Here is a 19,129-nt window from a genome sequence, read left to right as displayed (position 1 = left end):
AAATCACAACGGCTTTAGCAACCCAAACTCAAACCGTAAACTGATCATTTGTCCCGGCGACAAAGACCTGCGTCTTGCTGCCTTCCATCGCGGCGACAAATTTGTCGGCGGTCTGGTCGATGATCGGGAACGAGCCGTAATGGCATGGGATCGCCCTGGCGAATTTGAAATAGCGCTGCGTTGCCAATGCGGCGACGGCACCGCCCATGGTGAAGCGGTCGCCGATCGGCACGATGCCGATCTCCGGCTGGTGCAGTTCGTTGACCAGCGCCATGTCGGAGAAGATGTCCGTATCGCCCATGTGATAGAGCGTCGGCTCATTGTCGAAATGCAGCACGACGCCATTGGCCGAACCCAGCGAATGCGACACGCCATCCTCGGTGATCTGTGCCGAGGAATGCAGCGCGTTGACATAGGTCACGGTAAAGCCATTGTGCGATACGGTCCCGCCGGTATTGGTTGGATCGACCCGGGCGACACCGCGGTTGTTGAGCCAGGTCACCAGATCGGCATTGCCGATCACCACCGCGCCCGTATCCTTGGCAATGGCGGCGGTATCGCCGACATGATCGCCATGACCGTGCGTCAGGATGATGTGGGTGGCGCCGCGTGTCGCTTCCTTCGGGTCGACACCGCGCGCACCCGGATTGCCGTTGAGGAAAGGGTCAATCAGAATCGTGCTCTGGGCGATTTCAATGCGAAAGGCCGAATGGCCAAGCCAGGTAATCTTCATGGGGTTTTCCCTTCCATTGTCAGTCTTTGCTCGCCACAACCGTCTATTGCAGCTATGTGACATTCATTCGAATTACAACGGCGAAATACAACGGCCTTTCGCCAGCCAATTCAAGTGCAGGAAACACCCTTGACGGTTCTGACCATTGAACAGCTCGAAGATCGTGTCGCCGACGGCCAGACCGTCGCGGGGCTCGACCTGGGCACGAAAACTATCGGCATCGCCATTTCAGACCGGGGTTTTTCCTTTGCCAATCCGCGCCCGGTGCTCAAGCGCAGCAAGTTCACCCACGACGCGCAGGATCTGCTGAAGGCGCTGAAAAGCGACAATGTCGGTGCCATCGTCATCGGCCTGCCGGTCAATATGGACGGCAGCGAAGGCCCGCGCGTGCAGGCCACCCGCGCCTTCGTGCGCAACATGGAAAAGCTGACCGACCTGCCCTTCGTCTACTGGGACGAGCGTCTATCGACGGTTGCGGCCGAGCGCGCGCTGATCGGCATGGATGTATCACGGCAAAAACGCGCCGAGCGGATCGATTCCGCTGCGGCGGCGTTCATCCTGCAAGGGGCATTGGACCGCCTGCAGAGCCTGCGTCAGGACGCGGACGGCAATTCCTTCGAATAGGCCAGCGCCGTATTGGCCGATGCCGCGGCGGCGGCACGGTTTGCCCGCCACACCTTGACCCAGGCGATGATCTGCTTGCGGCGGCGGAAGGCGATCAGGCAGAAAACCAGCCCCGTATCGACGATGCAGGCACGGGCGACAAGCGGCGGAATGCTCTCCGGCGCGATCCCGAGAATATTGCCGTAAATGGTGAAGACCAGATCGTGCATTTCACGGCTGAAGAAGTACATCCCCATGCTCAGATCGTAGTACGACAGAAAATACCAACCCCACAGAAAGCTTAACGGGCCTGCCCAGAATATCAGGAAGCTGCGCATTCATTTCTCCTAGCGGGGAAGACGGTGGCGGTTGTGTAACCCCGTGAAATCACGAGGTATTTTCGAATCACATTGATATCTGCTAAGAGTTTAGGCGCAACGTAAACCGTTTGTTAAGGTTAATTTAAAAAAATTTTATTAAAATTGAAGGTATTAGCCGGGGCAGTTTTTGGACTTGAAAGAGGGCTGATCCACGGTCGATGGGAATATTTGACAAAAGCGGTGTGCAGGCGCGCAGAAAAACAGCGGGCACTGTGCGTTATGCGTGGTTCGCCCTTCGACAAGCTCAGGAAGCTCACCGTGAGGGAGATGAGTGGGCTGCAAAGCCAATCGGAAACATTGCAGGATAAAGCTCCCTGCAATCCTCACCCTCCCTCATGGTGAGCTTGTCGAACCACGCACGACGGCTATGCCCGCAGAAACGGCGCTCAGTTGGCCGGGGGATAGAGCGAGTTGACGATGCTCTTGGCGTTGTGACGGGCATCGAGCATGCCGTAGGTGGTGCGCCACTGCCCGCCGAGGCGGGTTTCGATGAACGCATCGGCGATATCTTCAGAGTGCAGGTGCCGCAGTTCCGCGCCCGCTGCGGCCAGTGCCAGTTGTTCGGTCAGGATACGCGCAGCGCCCTCGTCGTTTTCCGCAACACGCATGGCGGCGCGCAGCACCTCGACCGTGCCCTGCCCGCCACGCCCGAGCTGGGCGCCGATCCAGTTCAGCACCTCGTCGAACAGCTGCGGCCCGCGCTTGAGAACGCGCAGCACGTCCAGCGCCATGACATTGCCGGAGCCTTCCCAGATGGCATTGACCGGGGCTTCGCGGTAATGGCGGGCGAGATTGCCCTCCTCGATATAGCCATTGCCGCCGAGGCATTCCATCGCCTCGTACAGCAAGGCGGGGGCGATCTTGGCAACCCAGTATTTCACCACAGGGGTCATCACCCGGGCAAAGGCCGCCTCGCCGCGATTCTGCGCCGCATTGTCGAAGGCGCGGGCCAGCCGGAAGGTCAGCGCCGTCGCGCCGGCCACATCCAGCGCCATGTCGGCCATGACGCGCAGCATCAGCGGCTTGTCGAACAGCGGCCCGTCAAACACGATGCGATGGCGTGCATGGTGCACCGCCTCGGCAAGACCGGCACGCATCATCCCGGCCGAGGCGATGGCACAGTCCAGCCGCGTCAGCGTCACCATGTCGATGATGGTTTTGACACCGTCGCCCGGACCGCCGACCATCTGGCCCAGCGCATTGTCGAATTCGACTTCGGACGATGCATTGGAGCGGTTGCCGAGCTTGTCCTTCAGGCGCTGGAAGCGGAAGCCGTTGGATGATCCGTCGGGCAGGATGCGCGGCACGAGGAAACAGGACAAGCCTTCCCGCGCCTGCGCCAGCACCAGGAACGCATCGGACATCGGCGCCGACATGAACCATTTGTGGCCGGTAATCCGGTAAAAACCGCTGCCGGCGGGTTCGGCGCGCGTCGTATTGGTGCGCACATCCGTGCCGCCCTGCTTCTCCGTCATGCCCATGCCGAGCGTCAGGCTTGCCTTCTTGGCCGGGGACTTGTTGCTGGAATCATATTTGCGCGGCAGGACCAGCGGTGACCACTCGCGGTACAGGCTTGGCGACGACATCAAGGCCGCCAGCGACGCGCTGGTCATGGTAATCGGGCAGAGATGCCCGCATTCCAGCTGCGCTGCCGTATAGAAGCGCGCCGTGCGCGCCTGATGGCGCAGGCCGTTTTCCGTCGGGCCATCCTCCCAGATCGATGAATGCAGGCCCTGCGCCACGGAACGGCGCATCAGCGCATGATAGGCCGGATGGTAATCGACGACATCGACGCGAAAGCCCTGGCGGTCATGGGTGCGCAGCTTGGGCGTTTCCGTATTGGCGAGCCGCGCCAGATCCTGCGCATCACCGGACAGGACAAACCGACCGCTTTGTTCCAGCTCCGTCCGGGTCGCCTGCGGAAACCGCTTGGTGATCTGCATCAGCAACGGATCGCCGAGATAGGCGTTGAGGCCGATCATGGAGGGTGTCTGGTTGAGAACGTCGTGGGTTTTCAAGAAAATATCCTGATCCAATATGAGCTGTCTTTACGGCATGGCCCGTTTCATCCGAACACGTCAGCGCCGCAATCTTGAGTCGCGCATTTATGGAATGAAGGTTCTGACAAGCGGTTAACCGATCCATCTTCTTCTAGCCGAATGACGGCGCCGATGCAAAATGTCTCAGGCAGCTTTTTCTGTATCCGGGTGCAAGCTTATGTCTAGACAAATGAAAAGCTGCCTGCCTATCATGCCTCTATATTCATCGTGCCAAAAAAATGAACAAAGGGGTCAATCAGATGAAATTCAAATGGTATCTCGGCGCTGCATGCGCGGCACTTCTGGCATCCGCCGTCCCGTCACAGGCGGACACGGCGGTTTCCGTCGGCCTGTCCGGCTGGACCGGCTTTGCCCCGCTGACGCTGGCCAAGGAGGCCGGCATCTTCAAGAAGAACGGCCTTGACGTCACGCTGACCAAGATTCCGCAGGCAAGCCGCCATCTGGCGCTGGCATCGGGCGACGTGCAGTGCGCCGCCACCACGGTGGAAACCTGGATCGCCTGGAACGCCAATGGCGTCGCCACCAAGCAGATTTTCCAGATGGACAAGTCATTCGGCGCCGACGGCATGGTCGTGCGCAGCGATGTCGCCAAGATTTCCGACCTCAAGGGCAAGGCCATCGCCGCATCGGCGCCCGGCACATCGCCCTATTTCGTCCTGGCATGGATGCTGAAGCACAACGGCCTGTCGCTGAAGGACGTGAAGGTCGTCAATCTCGAGCCGGGACCGGCGGCCCAGGCCTTTGTCGCCGGGCAGAACGACGCGGCGATGACGTATGAGCCCTATCTGTCCACCGTGCGCGCCGCCCCGGACAAGGGCAAGATCATCGCCACCACGCTGGATTATCCCGTCGTGATGGACACTTTTGGCTGCACCAATGCATTCCTCGAAAAGAATCCGGAAGCGGCCAAGGCCTTCGCCAAGAGCTATTTCGACGCGCTCGAGCTGATCGCAGCCGACAAAGACAAGGCCTACGCGATCATGGGTGCCGACGTGAAGCAGACGGCAGAGGTGTTCGGCAATTCCGCGCAATATCTGCGCTGGCAGGACAAGGCAGCCAACCAGGCCTTCTTCGAGAAGGATTTTGCCAAATTCTCCGACGAGGCGGCAGACCTTTTGCTTGAAATCGGCGTCATCAAGAAGAAGCCGGATATCAGCACCATCGTCGATACCAGCTTCATCAAGTAATCCGCCGTTTTTCAGGAGAACGCGGGCAACACCGCGTTCTCCTTTCTCATTTGCATCGGAACACTCATGGTTCAACCTCTCCAGCCGATCGGGGCGTCGTCACGCGTCCTGCTTGGCGTCCTCTTCTTTATCCTGTTCATTGCGGCATGGTCCGCCGCAACCTTCGGCGGCTTCGTATCCAGCACATTCCTCGCCGATCCCCTGACCATGCTGCATGACGGCTGGCTCCTGTTGTCCCAGCAGAATTTTCTCTACGATATCGGCATGACGATCTGGCGGGTTGTCGGCGGCTTTGTCATCGCTGCCATCATCGCCGTTCCCCTCGGCATTGCCATGGGCGCCTACAAGCCCATCGAGGCCATGCTGGAACCCTTCGTCTCCTTTGCCCGGTATCTTCCCGCCTCGGCCTTCATTCCGCTCCTGATCCTGTGGGCAGGTATCGGCGAGATGCAGAAGCTGCTGGTGATTTTCATCGGCGCGGTGTTTCAGATCATCCTGATGGTGGCCGTGGCCGTCGCCAATACGCGCCGCGATCTGGTGGAAGCCGCCTATACGCTCGGCGCCAATGATCGCGGCATCGTCAAGCGTGTCCTCATTCCGGCCAATGCGCCGGATATCGCCGAAACATTGCGGCTGGTGCTCGGTTGGGCGTGGACCTATGTCATTGTCGCCGAAATGATCGGTGCATCCTCCGGCATCGGCTACATGATCATCAACAGCCAGGCGCTGCTTGCCACCGGACAGATCATTTTCGGCATCATCGTTATCGGTGTCATCGGCCTGATTTCGGATTTCATGTTCAAATCGGTCAATCGCCGGCTTTTCGCCTGGAGGCTCGCATGAGCACGCTCGTCATCAAAGGCGTCAGCCGCATTTTTCCGGGCGTGCACGGCGGCAAGCCGACCGAGGCGCTGCAGCCCACCGACCTCACGGTTGCGCATAACGACTTCGTCTCGATCCTCGGACCGTCCGGATGCGGCAAGTCCACGCTCCTGCGTATCGTCGCCGGGCTCGACCGGCCGACCAGCGGCACCGTGACACTCGACGGGCAGGAAGTGACGGGCCCAGGCGCGGATCGCGGCGTTGTGTTCCAGTCCTATACGCTGTTTCCGTGGCTGACGATCGAGCAGAACATCGGCTTCGGCCTGCGCGAACGCGGGATCGGCGAAAAGGAAAGGCGCGACATCGTCGCTTCCTATATCGACAAGGTGGGCCTGCGCGGTTTCGAGAACCACTGGCCGAAGCAGCTGTCGGGCGGCATGCAGCAGCGCACGGCGATTGCCCGGGCGCTCGCCAACAATCCGAAAATCCTGCTGCTTGACGAACCCTTTGGCGCGCTCGACAACCAGACGCGCGGGCTGATGCAGGAACTGCTGCTTGGCATCTGGGAGCACGAGCAGAAGACCGTCATCTTCGTCACCCACGATATCGAGGAAGCAATCTTCATGGCGTCGCGGGTGGTGACGATGTCGGCGCGGCCGGGCCGGATCAAATCCATCATGCCCGTGCCGCTCGGCCATCCCCGGCATTATACGGTGAAGGCGAGCCCCGAGTTCACCGGGATGCGGCTGAAGCTGACGGAAGAAATCCGCAGCGAGGCCATTCTGGCCGCCGAGGCGCATTGAGCCGGATTTTTTAGGGGGAACAGGGCGGGATATGCTGCCAAACGCTTGCGGGGCGGCGGCATCAAGCCTATAGGGGGGACTTGATATGACATCAAAAACGCTCCCCCTGCTGTTTCCCCACCGCCATTTGCTTGGCATCAAGAACCTTTCCCCCGAGGACATCAATATTCTTCTCGACCTTGCCGACAGCGAGATCGCGGTTTCGCGCCAGTCCGAGAAGAAAAAGAGTGTCCTGCGCGGGCGGACGCAGATCAACCTGTTCTTCGAGGCATCCACCCGAACACAATCATCCTTCGAGCTGGCCGGAAAACGGCTCGGCGCCGATGTGATGAACATGTCGGTCGGCAATTCCTCGGTGAAAAAGGGTGAAACGCTGATTGATACCGCCATGACGCTGAATGCGATGCGGCCGGATATCCTGATCATCCGGCATGGCTCCGCCGGTGCCGCCGCCCTGCTGGCGCAAAAGGTGGGCTGCTCGGTGGTCAATGCCGGCGACGGCGCGCATGAACACCCGACGCAGGCCCTGCTCGATGCGCTGACCATCCGGCGCGCCAAAGGCAAGGTTGCCCGGCTGATCGTCGCGATCTGCGGCGACGTGCTGCATTCGCGCGTGGCCCGCTCCAATATCCTGCTGCTCAACGCCCTCGGGGCGCGGGTGCGCGTCATCGCCCCCTCGACCCTCCTGCCCGCCGGGATCAGCCAGATGGGCGTCGAGGTTTTCAACTCGATGGAAGAGGGTCTGAAAGACGCCGACGTGGTGATGATGCTGCGCCTGCAGCGTGAGCGCATGGCGGGCGCCTTCGTGCCGTCGGTGCGCGAATATTTCCACTATCACGGCCTCGACCGCGAAAAGCTCAAACATGCCAAGCCCGACGCGCTGGTCATGCATCCCGGCCCGATGAACCGAGGCGTCGAAATCGCCTCGGATGTGGCCGACGGCTCGCAGAGCGTCATTCAGGAACAGGTTGAAATGGGCGTTGCCGTGCGCATGGCGGTGATGGAAGCGCTGCTGGACCCGCGCCGCAACGCGGAAGGAGTAGCGGGATGAGCACGACCGTTCTGCACAATGCCCGGATCGTCGATCCATCCCGCGGTCTCGATGAGACCGGAACAATCATCGTCAGGGATGGCAGCATCGTTGCCAGCGGCGCCGATGCCCGCAACCAGGGTGCGCCCGAAGGGGCGACCGTTATCGACTGCACGGGAAAAACCGTCTTGCCGGGCCTCGTCGATGCCCGCGTCTTCATCGGCGAGCCCGGTGGCGAACACCGCGAAACCATCGCCTCGGCCAGCCATGCGGCAGCGGCCGGCGGCGTGACCTCCATCATCATGATGCCGGACACCGATCCGGTGATCGACAATGTGGCGCTGGTCGAATTCGTCCGGCGCACGGCGCGCGATACGGCCGTGGTCAATGTCTATCCGGCGGCAGCGGTCACCAAGGGGCTGCAGGGCCAGGAAATGACCGAAATCGGCCTGCTGCGTGCGGCGGGTGCGGTGGCGATCACGGAAGGGCGCCATTCCATCGCCGATACGCAGCTCTTACGCCGCGCCCTCACCTATGCCAGGGATTTCGGGGTTGTGCTGTCGCACGAGACGCAGGATCCCTATCTCGGCATATCGGGTGTGATGAATGAAGGCCTCTATGCCAGCTGGCTCGGCCTTTCCGGCACGCCGCGCGAAGCGGAAGTCATCCCGCTCGAACGCGACCTGCGTCTCGCCGCGCTGACCAAGGGCACCTATCACGCCGCGCAAATCTCGACGGCCATGTCCGCCGAGGTGGTGGCCCGCGCCAAGCAGAACGGCGTCAATGCCACTGCCGCCGTCTCCATCAACCATCTTTCACTTAATGAGAATGACATTGGCGAATTCCGCACCTTCTTCCGCTTGCAGCCGCCGCTGCGGCTCGAGGAAGACCGGCTGGCCATGGTCGAGGCGCTGCGCAACGGCACCATCGACATCATCGTCTCGTCGCACGATCCGCAGGATGTCGACACCAAGCGCCTGCCCTTCGCCGATGCGGCGGCCGGGGCCATCGGCTTGGAAACCCTGCTCGGCGCCGCCCTGCGGCTCTACCACAATGGCGATGTGCCGCTGATCCGCGTCGTCGAAGCGCTTTCCAGCGGCCCGGCTAAAATTTTCGGCCTCGATGCGGGCACGCTCAAGCCGGGCGCGCGGGCGGATATGACCATAGTCGATCTTGACGAGCCGTGGATTGTGAAGGAAGAACAGCTGCGGTCGCGCTCCAAGAACAGCTGTTTTGAAAGCGCCCGTTTCCAGGGCCGCGTTCTGCAGACATTTGTGGCGGGCAAGTCCGTTTTCACCATCTGAAGAGAAAACCGGGGAAGAGAGCATGTCGGATTTCATCAACGGGCAGGCAGGATATCTTTTCGCCGCGCTGGTCCTGGGCTACCTGCTCGGCTCCATTCCGTTCGGGCTGATCCTGACACGGCTCGCGGGCCTCGGCGACGTGCGCAGCATCGGCTCCGGCAATATCGGCGCCACCAACGTGCTGCGCACCGGCAACAAGAAGCTGGCGGCGGCAACGCTGCTGCTCGACATGTTCAAGGGAACCGCTGCCGTGCTGATTGCCGGCGCCATCAGCCCACAGGCCGCCATTGTCGCCGGTCTCGGCGCCTTTCTCGGGCACATCTTTCCGGTCTGGCTGAAATTCAAGGGCGGCAAGGGCGTCGCCACCTATCTCGGCGTCCTGCTCGGCCTTGTCTGGCAGGTGGCGCTGATCTTCGCCGCCATCTGGCTGATCATTGCCTACACCACCCGCTATTCCTCGCTGTCGGCGCTGATCGCGGCGGTTGCCACCCCGATCATTCTCTATGTCATGGGCTACCACGCCATCGCCCTGCTCTTCCTCATCCTGACGGTCATCGTCTTCATCAAGCACCGTGCCAACATCGAGCGCCTCATGGCCGGCACCGAGGGCAAGATCGGGTCCAAGGGGTGACGGAGGATCAGAAAGGCATCCGCCTTTCTGACAGCCAGCGACTGAGCTGGCTTCGGTTGATCCGCAGTGAGAATGTCGGCCCGGTCACCTTCCGCCATCTGATTGCGCGCTACGGCTCGGCTTCCGACGCTCTGGAAATGCTGCCGGAACTGGTACGGCGCGGCGGTGGCCGCCGTCCTATCCGGATTGCCAGCCTCGATGAGGCCCGGCGCGAAATGGCGATGGCCGCGCGCATGGGGGCCGTCTTCACCGGTATCGGCGAACCCGACTATCCCCGCTATCTGCGCCATGCCGACAATCCGCCGCCGCTGGTGGCGATCAAGGGCGATGCGGCGGTGTTTCGGCTTCCGGCTGTCGCCATTGTCGGCGCGCGCAATGCTTCGCTCATCGGGATCAAGCTGACGCGGATCATTGCACGGGAATTGGGACAGGCGGGTTATGCCGTCATCTCCGGGCTTGCCCGCGGCATCGACAGGGCGGCGCATGAGGCAAGCCTTGACAGCGGCACCGTTGCCGTCATGGCCGGCGGCCTGGACAAGCCCTATCCGCCGGATAATCTCGACCTCTTCGCAGCGATCCCCGCAAGCGGCGGCGCCGTCATCAGCGAAATGCCGTTCGGCTGGGAGCCGCGTGCCCGGGATTTTCCGCGCCGCAACAGGATCATCGCGGCGCTTTCCCTCGGCCTGCTGGTTGTCGAGGCGGCGGAGCGATCCGGCTCGCTGATCAGCGCCCGGTTCGCCGGAGAACTCGGCCGCCTGGTTTTCGCCGTCCCCGGTTCGCCGCTCGATCCGCGCGCCAAGGGCACCAATGCCCTCTTGAAGAACGGCGCAATTCTCGTGACTGAAACCGCCGACATCCTGTCGGCCATCGGACCGCTTGTGGACCGGCCCTCCCTCGACGATAAGGCGTTTTTCGCGCCGGAATCCGCCTTTCCGTCCATTCCCCCGCCCAACGAGACAGACCGCGACCGGATCGTCACCCTTTTGGGTCCAACGCCCGCCGATGTCGACGACCTCATCAGGACAAGCGGAATTCATCCGGCGGCCATATCGCTTATTCTGCTCGAACTCGATCTGGCCGGCCGGCTGCAGCGTCACTCAGGTGGAAGTGTTTCGCTTCTTTAGAGGGGCGACAATATTTGTCTCTTTTGCCAGAAGATCATTGCTTTCGATGTAAGCGATCTCGATCAGATAGGCCAGCATGTCCAGGTCATTCAACTTGGCCATACTGCGCAATTCTCCCAGCATTTGCTGAATATATCTTATGTTTTCTGTCCGACTGAACTTGTTCTCACCCATGACTTCGTCCTTAAATACGCATTTATACAGAAATAAATAAAGTTATATTATATAGGTCTTTAATCCGGTGGATTTCACAGTTTGCCAGTCCGAACCTCCACAAAAACAATCAAATAGTGATTCGCTTTCTTAAAAAAGGCGGGACTCGCTGCCTTTCTCAATAAAGCGCCTGAGACGCATGGATAATATCATTAATTGCAATATTTCAAATAGCAACTTTAAGTTGCATTTAACGATTTTTCACGCACAGGCCTTGACGTTCCGAGCAAGCCTGTTCATTTCACAAGACCTGTTTCGAAGTGAAAACTGTGCTTTTGTAATGTGACAAGAGCAGGAAAGCCCAATTCAATAATGAACGTTGTCGTCGTCGAATCGCCCGCCAAGGCTAAAACAATCAACAAATATCTGGGTTCAGGCTATACGGTTCTGGCCTCGTTCGGCCATGTCCGTGATCTGCCTGCCAAGGACGGGTCCGTTCGCCCGGACGAAGATTTCGCCATGTCGTGGGAAGTCGACGGGGCATCCGCCAAACGTCTCGGCGATATCGTCAAGGCCCTGAAGGACAGTGACGGCCTCATTCTCGCAACCGATCCGGATCGCGAGGGTGAAGCAATCTCCTGGCACGTCCTGGAAGTGCTGCGGCAGAAAAAGGCCATCGGCACCAAGCCGGTCAAGCGCGTGGTGTTCAATGCGATCACCAAGAACGCCGTGCTCGACGCCATGGCCAATCCGCGCGACATCGATATGCCGCTGGTGGATGCCTATCTCGCCCGGCGTGCGCTTGACTATCTCTTCGGCTTCACCCTGTCGCCGGTGCTCTGGCGCAAACTGCCCGGCGCCCGCTCCGCCGGCCGCGTGCAATCGGTCGCCCTGCGGCTCGTCGCCGACCGCGAAGCCGAGATCGAACGCTTTGTGCGCGAAGAGTACTGGAACATTGCAGCGCTCTTGAAGACACCGCGCAATGACGGCTTCGAAGCGCGGCTGATTTCCGTCGACGGCAAGAAGCTCGCCAAGCTCGACATCAAGAACGCCGAACAGGCCGGTGCGCTGCGCACTATGCTGGAGGGCGCAAGCTTCAAGGCGGCATCCGTCGAAGCCAAGCCGACCAAGCGCAATCCCGGACCGCCCTTCACCACCTCCACCCTGCAGCAGGCGGCATCCGGCCAGCTCGGCTTCTCGGCCTCGCGCACCATGCAGATCGCCCAGCGGCTGTATGAGGGTATGGATCTTGGCGGCGAGACCGCCGGTCTGATCACCTATATGCGTACGGACGGCGTGCAGATGGCGCCGGAAGCGGTTCAGGCCGCCCGCCAGACGATCAGCAAGGTATTCGGCGAAAAATACGTGCCGGAGAAGCCGCGCTTCTACTCGACCAAGGCGAAAAACGCCCAGGAAGCGCACGAAGCCATCCGCCCGACCGATTTCAACCGCCACCCGAAGGATGTGCGCCAGTTCCTCGATGCCGACCAGGCGCGGCTCTATGAGCTGATCTGGAAGCGCGCCATCGCCAGCCAGATGCAGTCGGCCGATATCGAACGGACCGTCGTGGACATTGACGCGCAGAACGGTTCAAATTTTGCCCAGCTGCGGGCCAATGGCTCCGTGGTGAAGTTTGACGGGTTCCTCGGTGCCTATGTGGATCACCGCGAGGAAGAGGATGTCGATGAGGACGGTGCCCGCCTGCCCGAAATCCGTGCCGGCGAGGCCCTCGCCCGCGAAAAGATCAACGCGACGCAGCATTCGACCGAACCGCCGCCGCGCTATTCGGAAGCCACGCTGATCAAGCGGATGGAAGAGCTCGGCATCGGCCGTCCCTCGACCTATGCGGCGACCCTCGCCACCCTGCGCGACCGCGAATACATCACCATCGAAAAGCGCAAGCTCATTCCCGAAGCCAAGGGCCGTCTGGTCATTGCCTTCCTCGAGAGCTTTTTCCAGCGTTACGTGGAATATGATTTCACCGCCGATCTGGAGGAAAAGCTCGACGAGATTTCCGACGGCAAGCTGCGCTGGAAGGATGTCCTGCGCGACTTCTGGACCGATTTCTTCGGTTCGGTCGACGGCATCAAGGAACTGCGCGTCACCAATGTTCTCGATGCGCTGAACGACCAGCTCGGCCCGCTCGTCTTCCCGCCGCGCGAAGACGGCAGCGACCCGCGCATCTGCCAGGTCTGCGGAACCGGCAATCTCTCGCTAAAGCTCGGCAAGTACGGCGCGTTCGTCGGCTGCTCGAACTATCCGGAATGCAAGTTCACCCGTCAGCTCGGCGGCAGCGAAGCCTCTGGTGAGAACGGCAATGGCGACGAGCCGAAGGTGCTCGGCAAGGATCCCTATACGGACGAGGACGTCAGCGTGCGCAACGGCCGTTTCGGCCCCTATGTGCAGCGCGGCGACGGCAAGGAAGCCAAGCGCGCCAGCCTGCCAAAGGGCTGGACCATCGACGCCATGGACCATGAAAAGGCGCTGGCGCTGCTGTCCCTGCCACGGGATGTCGGACAGCATCCCGAATCGGCCAAGATGATTTCGGCGGGTATCGGCCGGTATGGCCCTTACCTCTCGCATGACGGCACCTATGCCAATCTGGAAAGCGCAGAGGACGTGTTCTCCATCGGCCTCAACCGCGCTGTCACCGTGCTGGCGGAAAAGCTGGCCAAGGGCCCGGGCCGCGGGCGCGGCACACCGGCGGCGCTAAAAGAGCTGGGCGAGCATCCCGATGGCGGGCCAATCACCGTGCGCGACGGCAAATACGGTCCCTATGTCAATTGGGGCAAGGTCAATGCGACCCTGCCGAAGGGCAAGGACCCGGCAACCGTCACCGTCGAGGAAGCCTTGCTCCTGATCACCGAGAAGGCCGGGGCCAAGGGCACCAAGAAAGCCCCTGCCCGCAAGCCCGCGGCGAAAAAGCCCGCCGCCAAGAAACCAGCCGCCAAAAAGGCGGCGACGAAAAAAGCTAGTTAAGGACCCGAACATTGGCACGCCGTATCTCTCCACCCAAAGGAAAAAAGCGGCCTGCCAGTTCCGCAGACACCGGTCGCGAGCCCTATCTGCCGGGCCGCGAGGAAATTCTCCAGTTCATCAAGGAGAATCCGGACCGCGCGGGCAAACGCGATATTGCCAAGGCTTTCAACCTCAAGGGCGATGCACGCATCGGCCTGAAAGACATTCTGCGCGATCTGGCCGATGACGGCCTGGTGGAAAAGCGGGCAAAGCGCCTTGCCGTTCCCGGCAGCCTGCCGAGCGTTGCGGTTCTTGATATCACCGGACGTGACGGCGATGGCGGGCTGATTGCCAAGCCGGCCGAATGGCCGGCTGATCACGAGGATCGGCCGCCTACCGTTTTCATCCGCGCCTCGCGCAACCAGAAGGGCCCGACGCCCGGCGTCGGCGACCGCGTTCTCGCCCGCATTTTCCAGGGCGCCGATCCGAGCGGTCCGGCCTATACGGCCCGCATCATCAAGCGCATCGAACACCGCAAGGATGCGGTGCTGGGCGTACTGCGCCATCTCGACAATGGCGAATGGCGGATCGAACCGGTGGAGCGGCGGCAGGCCGAGCTTTCCGTCGACCCGGCCCAACTGAACAATGCCAAGGCGAACGACCTCGTTGAAGTCGAAGTAAGCAAGATCGGCCGCTACGGGCTGGCGCTTGCCCGGATCAGCCAGATCATCGGCTCCGTTGCCAGCGAGCGGGCGCTGTCGATGATCGCCATCCACGAGCACGAAATTCCGCATGTGTTTCCCGACAGCGTCATTGCCGAGGCGGAAAAGGCCAAGCCCGCCACCATGGCGCACCGGGAGGACTGGCGGCACGTGCCGCTCGTCACCATCGATCCGGCCGACGCCAAGGATCACGACGATGCCGTCTGCGCCGAAGCGGACACGGACGAGAAGAATCCCGGCGGCTTCATCGCAACCGTCGCCATCGCCGATGTCGCCGCCTACATCACGCCGGGTTCGGCGCTGGACCGGGAAGCATTGAAGCGCGGCAATTCGGTCTATTTTCCCGACCGCGTCGTTCCCATGCTGCCCGAGCGCATTTCCAACGACCTGTGCTCGCTGAAGGAACTGGTCGACCGCCCCGCCCTTGCCGTGCGCATGATTTTCGGTGCCGACGGGCGCAAGATTTCGCACACATTTCACCGCATCATGATGCGCTCGCATGCGCGCCTGTCCTATCCGCAGGCACAAGCCGCCATTGATGGTGCGACCGACGAGAAGACAGCGCCCATTCTCGACAGCATCCTGAAGCCGCTCTGGGCAGCCTATGCCGTACTCAAGCGCGGGCGCGATTCACGCGAACCGCTGGAACTCGACCTGCCGGAAAAGAAAATCCTGCTGACGCCGGAAGGCAAGGTCGACAAGGTGGTGATTCCGCCGCGGCTCGATGCGCACAAGCTCATCGAAGAATTCATGATCCAGGCCAATGTCGCCGCCGCCGAAACGCTGGAGCGCAAGCGCCAGCCGCTGATCTTCCGCATCCACGATGCGCCCTCGCTGGCCAAGCAGGAAATTCTGCGCGAGTTTTTGCGCACGCTGGATATTTCGCTGGCGCGCGGCGCCGAACTGCGCCCGAACCAGTTCAACCATATTCTCAAGCGCGTCGAAGGCAGCGAACAGCAGGAACTGGTCAACCAGGTCGTCCTGCGCTCGCAGTCGCAGGCGGAATACAACCCCGAGAATATTGGCCACTTCGGTCTCAACCTGCAGAAATATGCGCACTTCACTTCGCCGATCCGCCGTTACGCCGACCTGATCGTGCATCGCGCGCTGATCGCGGCGCTGGCGCTCGGCCCCGACGGCATAACCCATAAGGAAGAGGAAGATCTTCCGGAGATCGCCGCGCTGATTTCCACCTCGGAGCGGCGCGCCATGGCGGCCGAGCGTGACACGGTCGACCGGCTGATCGCCCATCACCTCGCCGGACAGGTCGGCAGCAGTTTCCAGGGGCGGATTTCCGGCGTGACCAAGGCCGGGCTGTTCGTTGCCCTTGCGACATATGGTGCCGATGGCTTTATTCCCATTTCAACCCTCGGCGATGATTACTATCTTTACGACGAAACCAACCATGCCCTTTCGGGCGAAAGAAGCGGCAAGGGCTTCCGGCTGGGCGATATCGTCGATGTGCGCCTGATCGAGGCCCTGCCGGTGGCGGGTGCATTGCGGTTCGAAATGCTGACCGAACCGCATGCCGTTCCAAGCGGCGTGCGCTCGCACCACAAGGCCAAGCGTTTTGCGCGCGGAAGCCAGAAACGTCCGGGCGGGTTTTCCCGCGGCGGGCGAAGAGGTAAGGGATGACGGAACATATTTTTGGTGCGGATACGGCCCCGGCAAGACCCGCCCGCCCGGTCGGTCAGGCCATGTGGCGCGGCTTTCGCGGCCGCTGCCCGCATTGCGGCGAAGGAAAACTGTTCCGCGCCTTCGTCAAATCGGTCGACCGCTGCGCCGTCTGCGGCGAGGACTATACCCACCAGCAAGCCGATGATTTTCCTGCTTATATAACCATCACAATTGTAGGCCATATTGTGCTGGGCGGATTCCTCGCGGTGGAAACGCTCGTCCTGCTTTCAAGCTGGGTGCATCTGGCAATCTGGGCACCCCTCACGGTTGCCATGTCCATCGCCCTGCTCCAACCGATAAAGGGCGCGATCATTGGATTGCAATGGGCCAACTACATGCATGGTTTCGGCGGCGAAACCGATGAGCTGGAACCGCCGGAACGGTGACACGATGCCATTGAGCGACCTCGACAAATCCGCGCCTGCCAAAGCCGCACATGCCCGCCTGCGGCCGCGCGATGCCGCATCGCTGCTGCTCGTTGACCGCACGGGCAAGGATGTGCGCATCCTCATGGGCCGGCGCCACATGCGCCATGTCTTCATGCCGGGGAAATTCGTGTTTCCGGGCGGGCGCACCGAACGGGCCGACGGCCGGATTGCCGCCTTCGGCGAGCTGACGCCGGCCGACGAGGGCAATCTTTTGAAGGGCATGGGCACGCGCCCCAGCACCCAGCGCTGCCGCGCCCTCGCCCTTTCCGCCATCCGCGAGACGTTTGAGGAAGCCGGGCTGTTCCTCGGCCGGCACGCACCCGCCGCCATCGGCCACCCCGACTGGGCGGCCTTTGACCAGCGCGGTATCCTGCCCGACCTTTCGGCCATGCGCTATTTTGCCCGCGCCACCACGCCGCCCGGCGGCTCGCGCCGCTTCGACACGCGCTTTTTCATGGCCTTCCGCGAAGCGGTGGCCGACAGCCTGCCGGAAGGCACCGGACCGTCGCTGGAGCTCGAGGAGTTGTGCTGGCTGCCCTTCAACGACGCCCTGAAGCTCGATATTCCGACGATCACCCGCGCCATCATCCAGGAGGCGCAGGCGGTGCTGGAGACCAATCCGGCCCTGGAACCCGGCCACACCGTCGTTGAATACCGCATGAAATACGGGCGCTTCGTCCGAGAGGTCTTCTAGTTCATGGATGCAATGCAGAAGACGTCCGACCAGATCGTGGTCCGGTCATCCTGGCGCGCCCTTGTTGCGGCCATCGCGACGATCAGTGCCGTCGGTGTCGCCATCGGCCTCGGCATCCCGCTGCTCAGCGTCATCCTGGAAAATCGCGGCCACTCCGCCACGATGATCGGCCTCAATGCGGCGGTTGCCGGCATCGCCTCCATCGTTGCCGCGCCCTTCGCCGCCTCCATCGCCGCGCGGCTCGGCGTGGTGCCGACCCTGCTGCTGATGCTTCTGATCGGCGCCTGCTCCTTCTTCGGCTTCTATGTCTTCAGCGATTTCTGGGTCTGGGTGGTGCTGCGCGTCTTCCTGCATTTCGCCCTGACCATGCTGTTCATCCTGTCGGAATACTGGATCAACACCGCCGCGCCGCCAGAAAAACGCGGGCTGGTGCTCGGCGTCTACGCCACGGTGCTGTCCATGGGCTTTGCGCTCGGGCCCTGGCTGTTTTCGCGCATCGGCAGCACCGGCATCACGCCGTTCGCCGTCGGCTTCGGCATCATCATCTTCGCCATGCTCCCCGTTCTCCTTGCCTGGAAGGAAAGCCCCGATTTTCACGAGGAAGAACATGTGCCCTTCGCGCCCTTCATCTGGGCGGTGCCGACGGCGACGGCGGCCGTCTTCGTGTTCGGCGCGGTGGAAACCGGCGGCTTTGCGCTGTTTCCGGTCTACGGCTCGCGCATCGGCTACAGCGAGGCGGATGCCGCCCTGCTCCTGACCACGATCGGTCTTGGCAATGTGCTGATGCAGATCCCGATCGGCCTGCTCAGCGACCATGTGCAGGACCGCCGCAAGATCCTGCTTGTCTGCGCGCTGGTCGGCCTTGCCGGCATGTGCATCCTGCCCTTCATCACCGCCAACTGGTATCTGGTGGCCGGCCTGTTCTTCATCTGGGGCGGTGTGGTGGCCGGGCTTTATACGGTCGGCCTTGCGCATTTGGGCTCGCAGCTCACCGGGCGCGAACTCGCCTCGGCCAATGCGGCGTTCGTGTTCTGCTACGCCGTCGGCATGCTGGTGGGTCCGCAGGCGCTGGGGCTTGGCATGGATGCGATGGGCCCCGGCGGATTTGCGGTGTCGCTGGCAATATTCTTCGCCGGTTACGCGCTTCTGGTCGGTTCGCGGCTGATAAGACGCAGGAATTAGGGCGTACATTGTTCTCTTCTCGGAGAATCACCCAGGGATACATTGCAAAGTAGAACTCGCTTGCCATTTCTATTTATGAGAGAAAAACGGACAGTGCTTCGTAATACTTTAGTCAAATTTGCTGTCAAAATTTGCAACTGAAAGCTTTGCCCATATATTTTGCACTTGACTATTAAGCGTCATTGCAACTCTATTTGTCTCACATTTTCTTTTTGATTTTTTCATTTCAAACGACGTTTATATCGGGAACCATATTTCATGTCTTTTCATGCCACAGCTGCGACGATTTCCGCGCGTTCTGATCGTTTGTCCAAATTCCGTATTCATCTGATGAGCAGCGTCTGCGCCGCCCTGCTTGCCGGTTCGCTTGTGCTGGCGGCAGGCCCGGCGCTTGCCGAAGCGGTTCTGCACCGCGGCAATTCCGGCGAGCCGCAAACGCTGGATCCGTCCCAGACCTCGCTTGAAATCGAGGCATTCATCCTGAAAGACCTCTATGAAGGTCTGACCAGCTATGATCCTGCCGGCAAGATCGTGCCGGGCGCGGCCGAGAGCTGGACTGTCTCCGACGACGGCACGGTCTATACCTTCAAAATCCGCGCCAATGCCAACTGGTCGGACGGCTCGCCCGTCACCGCGGA

At 61.3% G+C, this 19,129-nt stretch carries 18 protein-coding genes; 14 read left to right on the top strand and 4 right to left on the bottom strand.

Annotated elements, in window-relative coordinates; genetic code table 11:
- Positions 1–28: 28 nt before the first annotated feature.
- Complete coding sequence (locus tag ACP7B1_RS06840; protein ID WP_223615155.1) at positions 29–733, bottom strand: metal-dependent hydrolase; 705 nt, start codon at positions 731–733, stop codon at positions 29–31.
- Positions 734–862: 129 nt separating this feature from the next.
- On the opposite strand from ACP7B1_RS06840, the gene ruvX reads away from it, so the two are divergent.
- The gene (gene ruvX, locus ACP7B1_RS06835; protein WP_346307014.1) at positions 863–1,357 is read left to right on the top strand and encodes a Holliday junction resolvase RuvX; all 495 of its coding nucleotides are present in this window, start codon (positions 863–865) and stop codon (positions 1,355–1,357) included.
- Here ruvX and ACP7B1_RS06830 read toward each other — a convergent pair.
- Entirely contained in the window at positions 1,327–1,674 is a 348-nt protein-coding gene (locus ACP7B1_RS06830; protein ID WP_346307013.1) for a DUF6105 family protein, read from the bottom strand. The two genes, ruvX and ACP7B1_RS06830, sit on opposite strands and share 31 nt — an antisense overlap.
- A 428-nt stretch (positions 1,675–2,102) precedes the next feature.
- A complete protein-coding gene (locus ACP7B1_RS06825) occupies positions 2,103–3,734 on the bottom strand; it encodes an acyl-CoA dehydrogenase family protein (protein ID WP_223615157.1) in 1,632 nt (543 codons plus the stop codon).
- A 281-nt stretch (positions 3,735–4,015) separates the two neighbouring features.
- On the opposite strand from ACP7B1_RS06825, the gene ACP7B1_RS06820 reads away from it, so the two are divergent.
- The 7 genes from ACP7B1_RS06820 to dprA all read left to right on the top strand — a co-directional run bounded on the left by ACP7B1_RS06820 (position 4,016) and on the right by dprA (position 10,677).
- The gene (locus ACP7B1_RS06820) at positions 4,016–4,963 is read left to right on the top strand and encodes an ABC transporter substrate-binding protein (protein ID WP_346307223.1); all 948 of its coding nucleotides are present in this window, start codon (positions 4,016–4,018) and stop codon (positions 4,961–4,963) included.
- A gap of 66 nt (positions 4,964–5,029) precedes the next feature.
- Positions 5,030–5,806, top strand: coding sequence for an ABC transporter permease (locus ACP7B1_RS06815; RefSeq protein ID WP_346307224.1), 777 nt, complete (start codon positions 5,030–5,032; stop codon positions 5,804–5,806).
- A complete protein-coding gene (locus ACP7B1_RS06810) occupies positions 5,803–6,588 on the top strand; it encodes an ABC transporter ATP-binding protein (protein WP_346307225.1) in 786 nt (261 codons plus the stop codon). Before ACP7B1_RS06815 ends, ACP7B1_RS06810 begins: the two co-directional genes overlap by 4 nt.
- Before the next feature lie 85 nt (positions 6,589–6,673).
- Positions 6,674–7,639: an aspartate carbamoyltransferase catalytic subunit gene (locus tag ACP7B1_RS06805; protein WP_403173316.1), complete on the top strand. Its 966-nt coding sequence runs from the start codon at positions 6,674–6,676 to the stop codon at positions 7,637–7,639.
- Positions 7,636–8,922, top strand: coding sequence for a dihydroorotase (locus tag ACP7B1_RS06800; protein ID WP_346307226.1), 1,287 nt, complete (start codon positions 7,636–7,638; stop codon positions 8,920–8,922). The genes ACP7B1_RS06805 and ACP7B1_RS06800 overlap by 4 nt, the downstream gene beginning before the upstream one ends.
- Before the next feature lie 22 nt (positions 8,923–8,944).
- A complete protein-coding gene (gene plsY / locus ACP7B1_RS06795; protein ID WP_346307227.1) occupies positions 8,945–9,553 on the top strand; it encodes a glycerol-3-phosphate 1-O-acyltransferase PlsY in 609 nt (202 codons plus the stop codon).
- Positions 9,550–10,677: a DNA-processing protein DprA gene (gene dprA / locus ACP7B1_RS06790; RefSeq protein ID WP_426136815.1), complete on the top strand. Its 1,128-nt coding sequence runs from the start codon at positions 9,550–9,552 to the stop codon at positions 10,675–10,677. The genes plsY and dprA overlap by 4 nt, the downstream gene beginning before the upstream one ends.
- On the opposite strand, the gene ACP7B1_RS06785 is transcribed toward dprA, so the two are convergent.
- Entirely contained in the window at positions 10,651–10,851 is a 201-nt protein-coding gene (locus ACP7B1_RS06785) for a hypothetical protein (RefSeq protein ID WP_346307229.1), read from the bottom strand. The genes dprA and ACP7B1_RS06785 overlap by 27 nt on opposite strands.
- 351 nt (positions 10,852–11,202) lie before the next feature.
- Here ACP7B1_RS06785 and topA point away from each other — a divergent pair, with 351 nt between their 5' ends.
- The 6 genes from topA to ACP7B1_RS06755 all read left to right on the top strand — a co-directional run.
- Positions 11,203–13,809, top strand: coding sequence for a type I DNA topoisomerase (topA, locus tag ACP7B1_RS06780; protein WP_346307230.1), 2,607 nt, complete (start codon positions 11,203–11,205; stop codon positions 13,807–13,809).
- A gap of 11 nt (positions 13,810–13,820) precedes the next feature.
- Entirely contained in the window at positions 13,821–16,145 is a 2,325-nt protein-coding gene (gene rnr / locus ACP7B1_RS06775; RefSeq protein ID WP_426136813.1) for a ribonuclease R, read from the top strand.
- A complete protein-coding gene (locus tag ACP7B1_RS06770; protein WP_346307231.1) occupies positions 16,142–16,573 on the top strand; it encodes a DUF983 domain-containing protein in 432 nt (143 codons plus the stop codon). Before rnr ends, ACP7B1_RS06770 begins: the two co-directional genes overlap by 4 nt.
- Positions 16,548–17,309 (top strand): NUDIX hydrolase, encoded by a 762-nt coding sequence (locus tag ACP7B1_RS06765; protein ID WP_426136811.1) that lies wholly within the window; start codon positions 16,548–16,550, stop codon positions 17,307–17,309. Before ACP7B1_RS06770 ends, ACP7B1_RS06765 begins: the two co-directional genes overlap by 26 nt.
- 3 nt (positions 17,310–17,312) lie before the next feature.
- The gene (locus ACP7B1_RS06760) at positions 17,313–18,491 is read left to right on the top strand and encodes an MFS transporter (RefSeq protein WP_346307232.1); all 1,179 of its coding nucleotides are present in this window, start codon (positions 17,313–17,315) and stop codon (positions 18,489–18,491) included.
- Positions 18,492–18,821: 330 nt separating this feature from the next.
- Positions 18,822–19,129, top strand: a 308-nt coding sequence (locus ACP7B1_RS06755) for an ABC transporter substrate-binding protein (protein WP_426136890.1), incomplete at its 3' end; no start/stop codon positions are given.

Source organism: Phyllobacterium sp. SL163 (genome assembly GCF_049896885.1).
Classification (GTDB): Bacteria; Pseudomonadota; Alphaproteobacteria; order Rhizobiales; family Rhizobiaceae; genus Phyllobacterium; species Phyllobacterium calauticae.
Note: the sequence above shows the minus strand (reverse complement) of the source record. Positions and strands in the feature narration are given on the sequence as shown.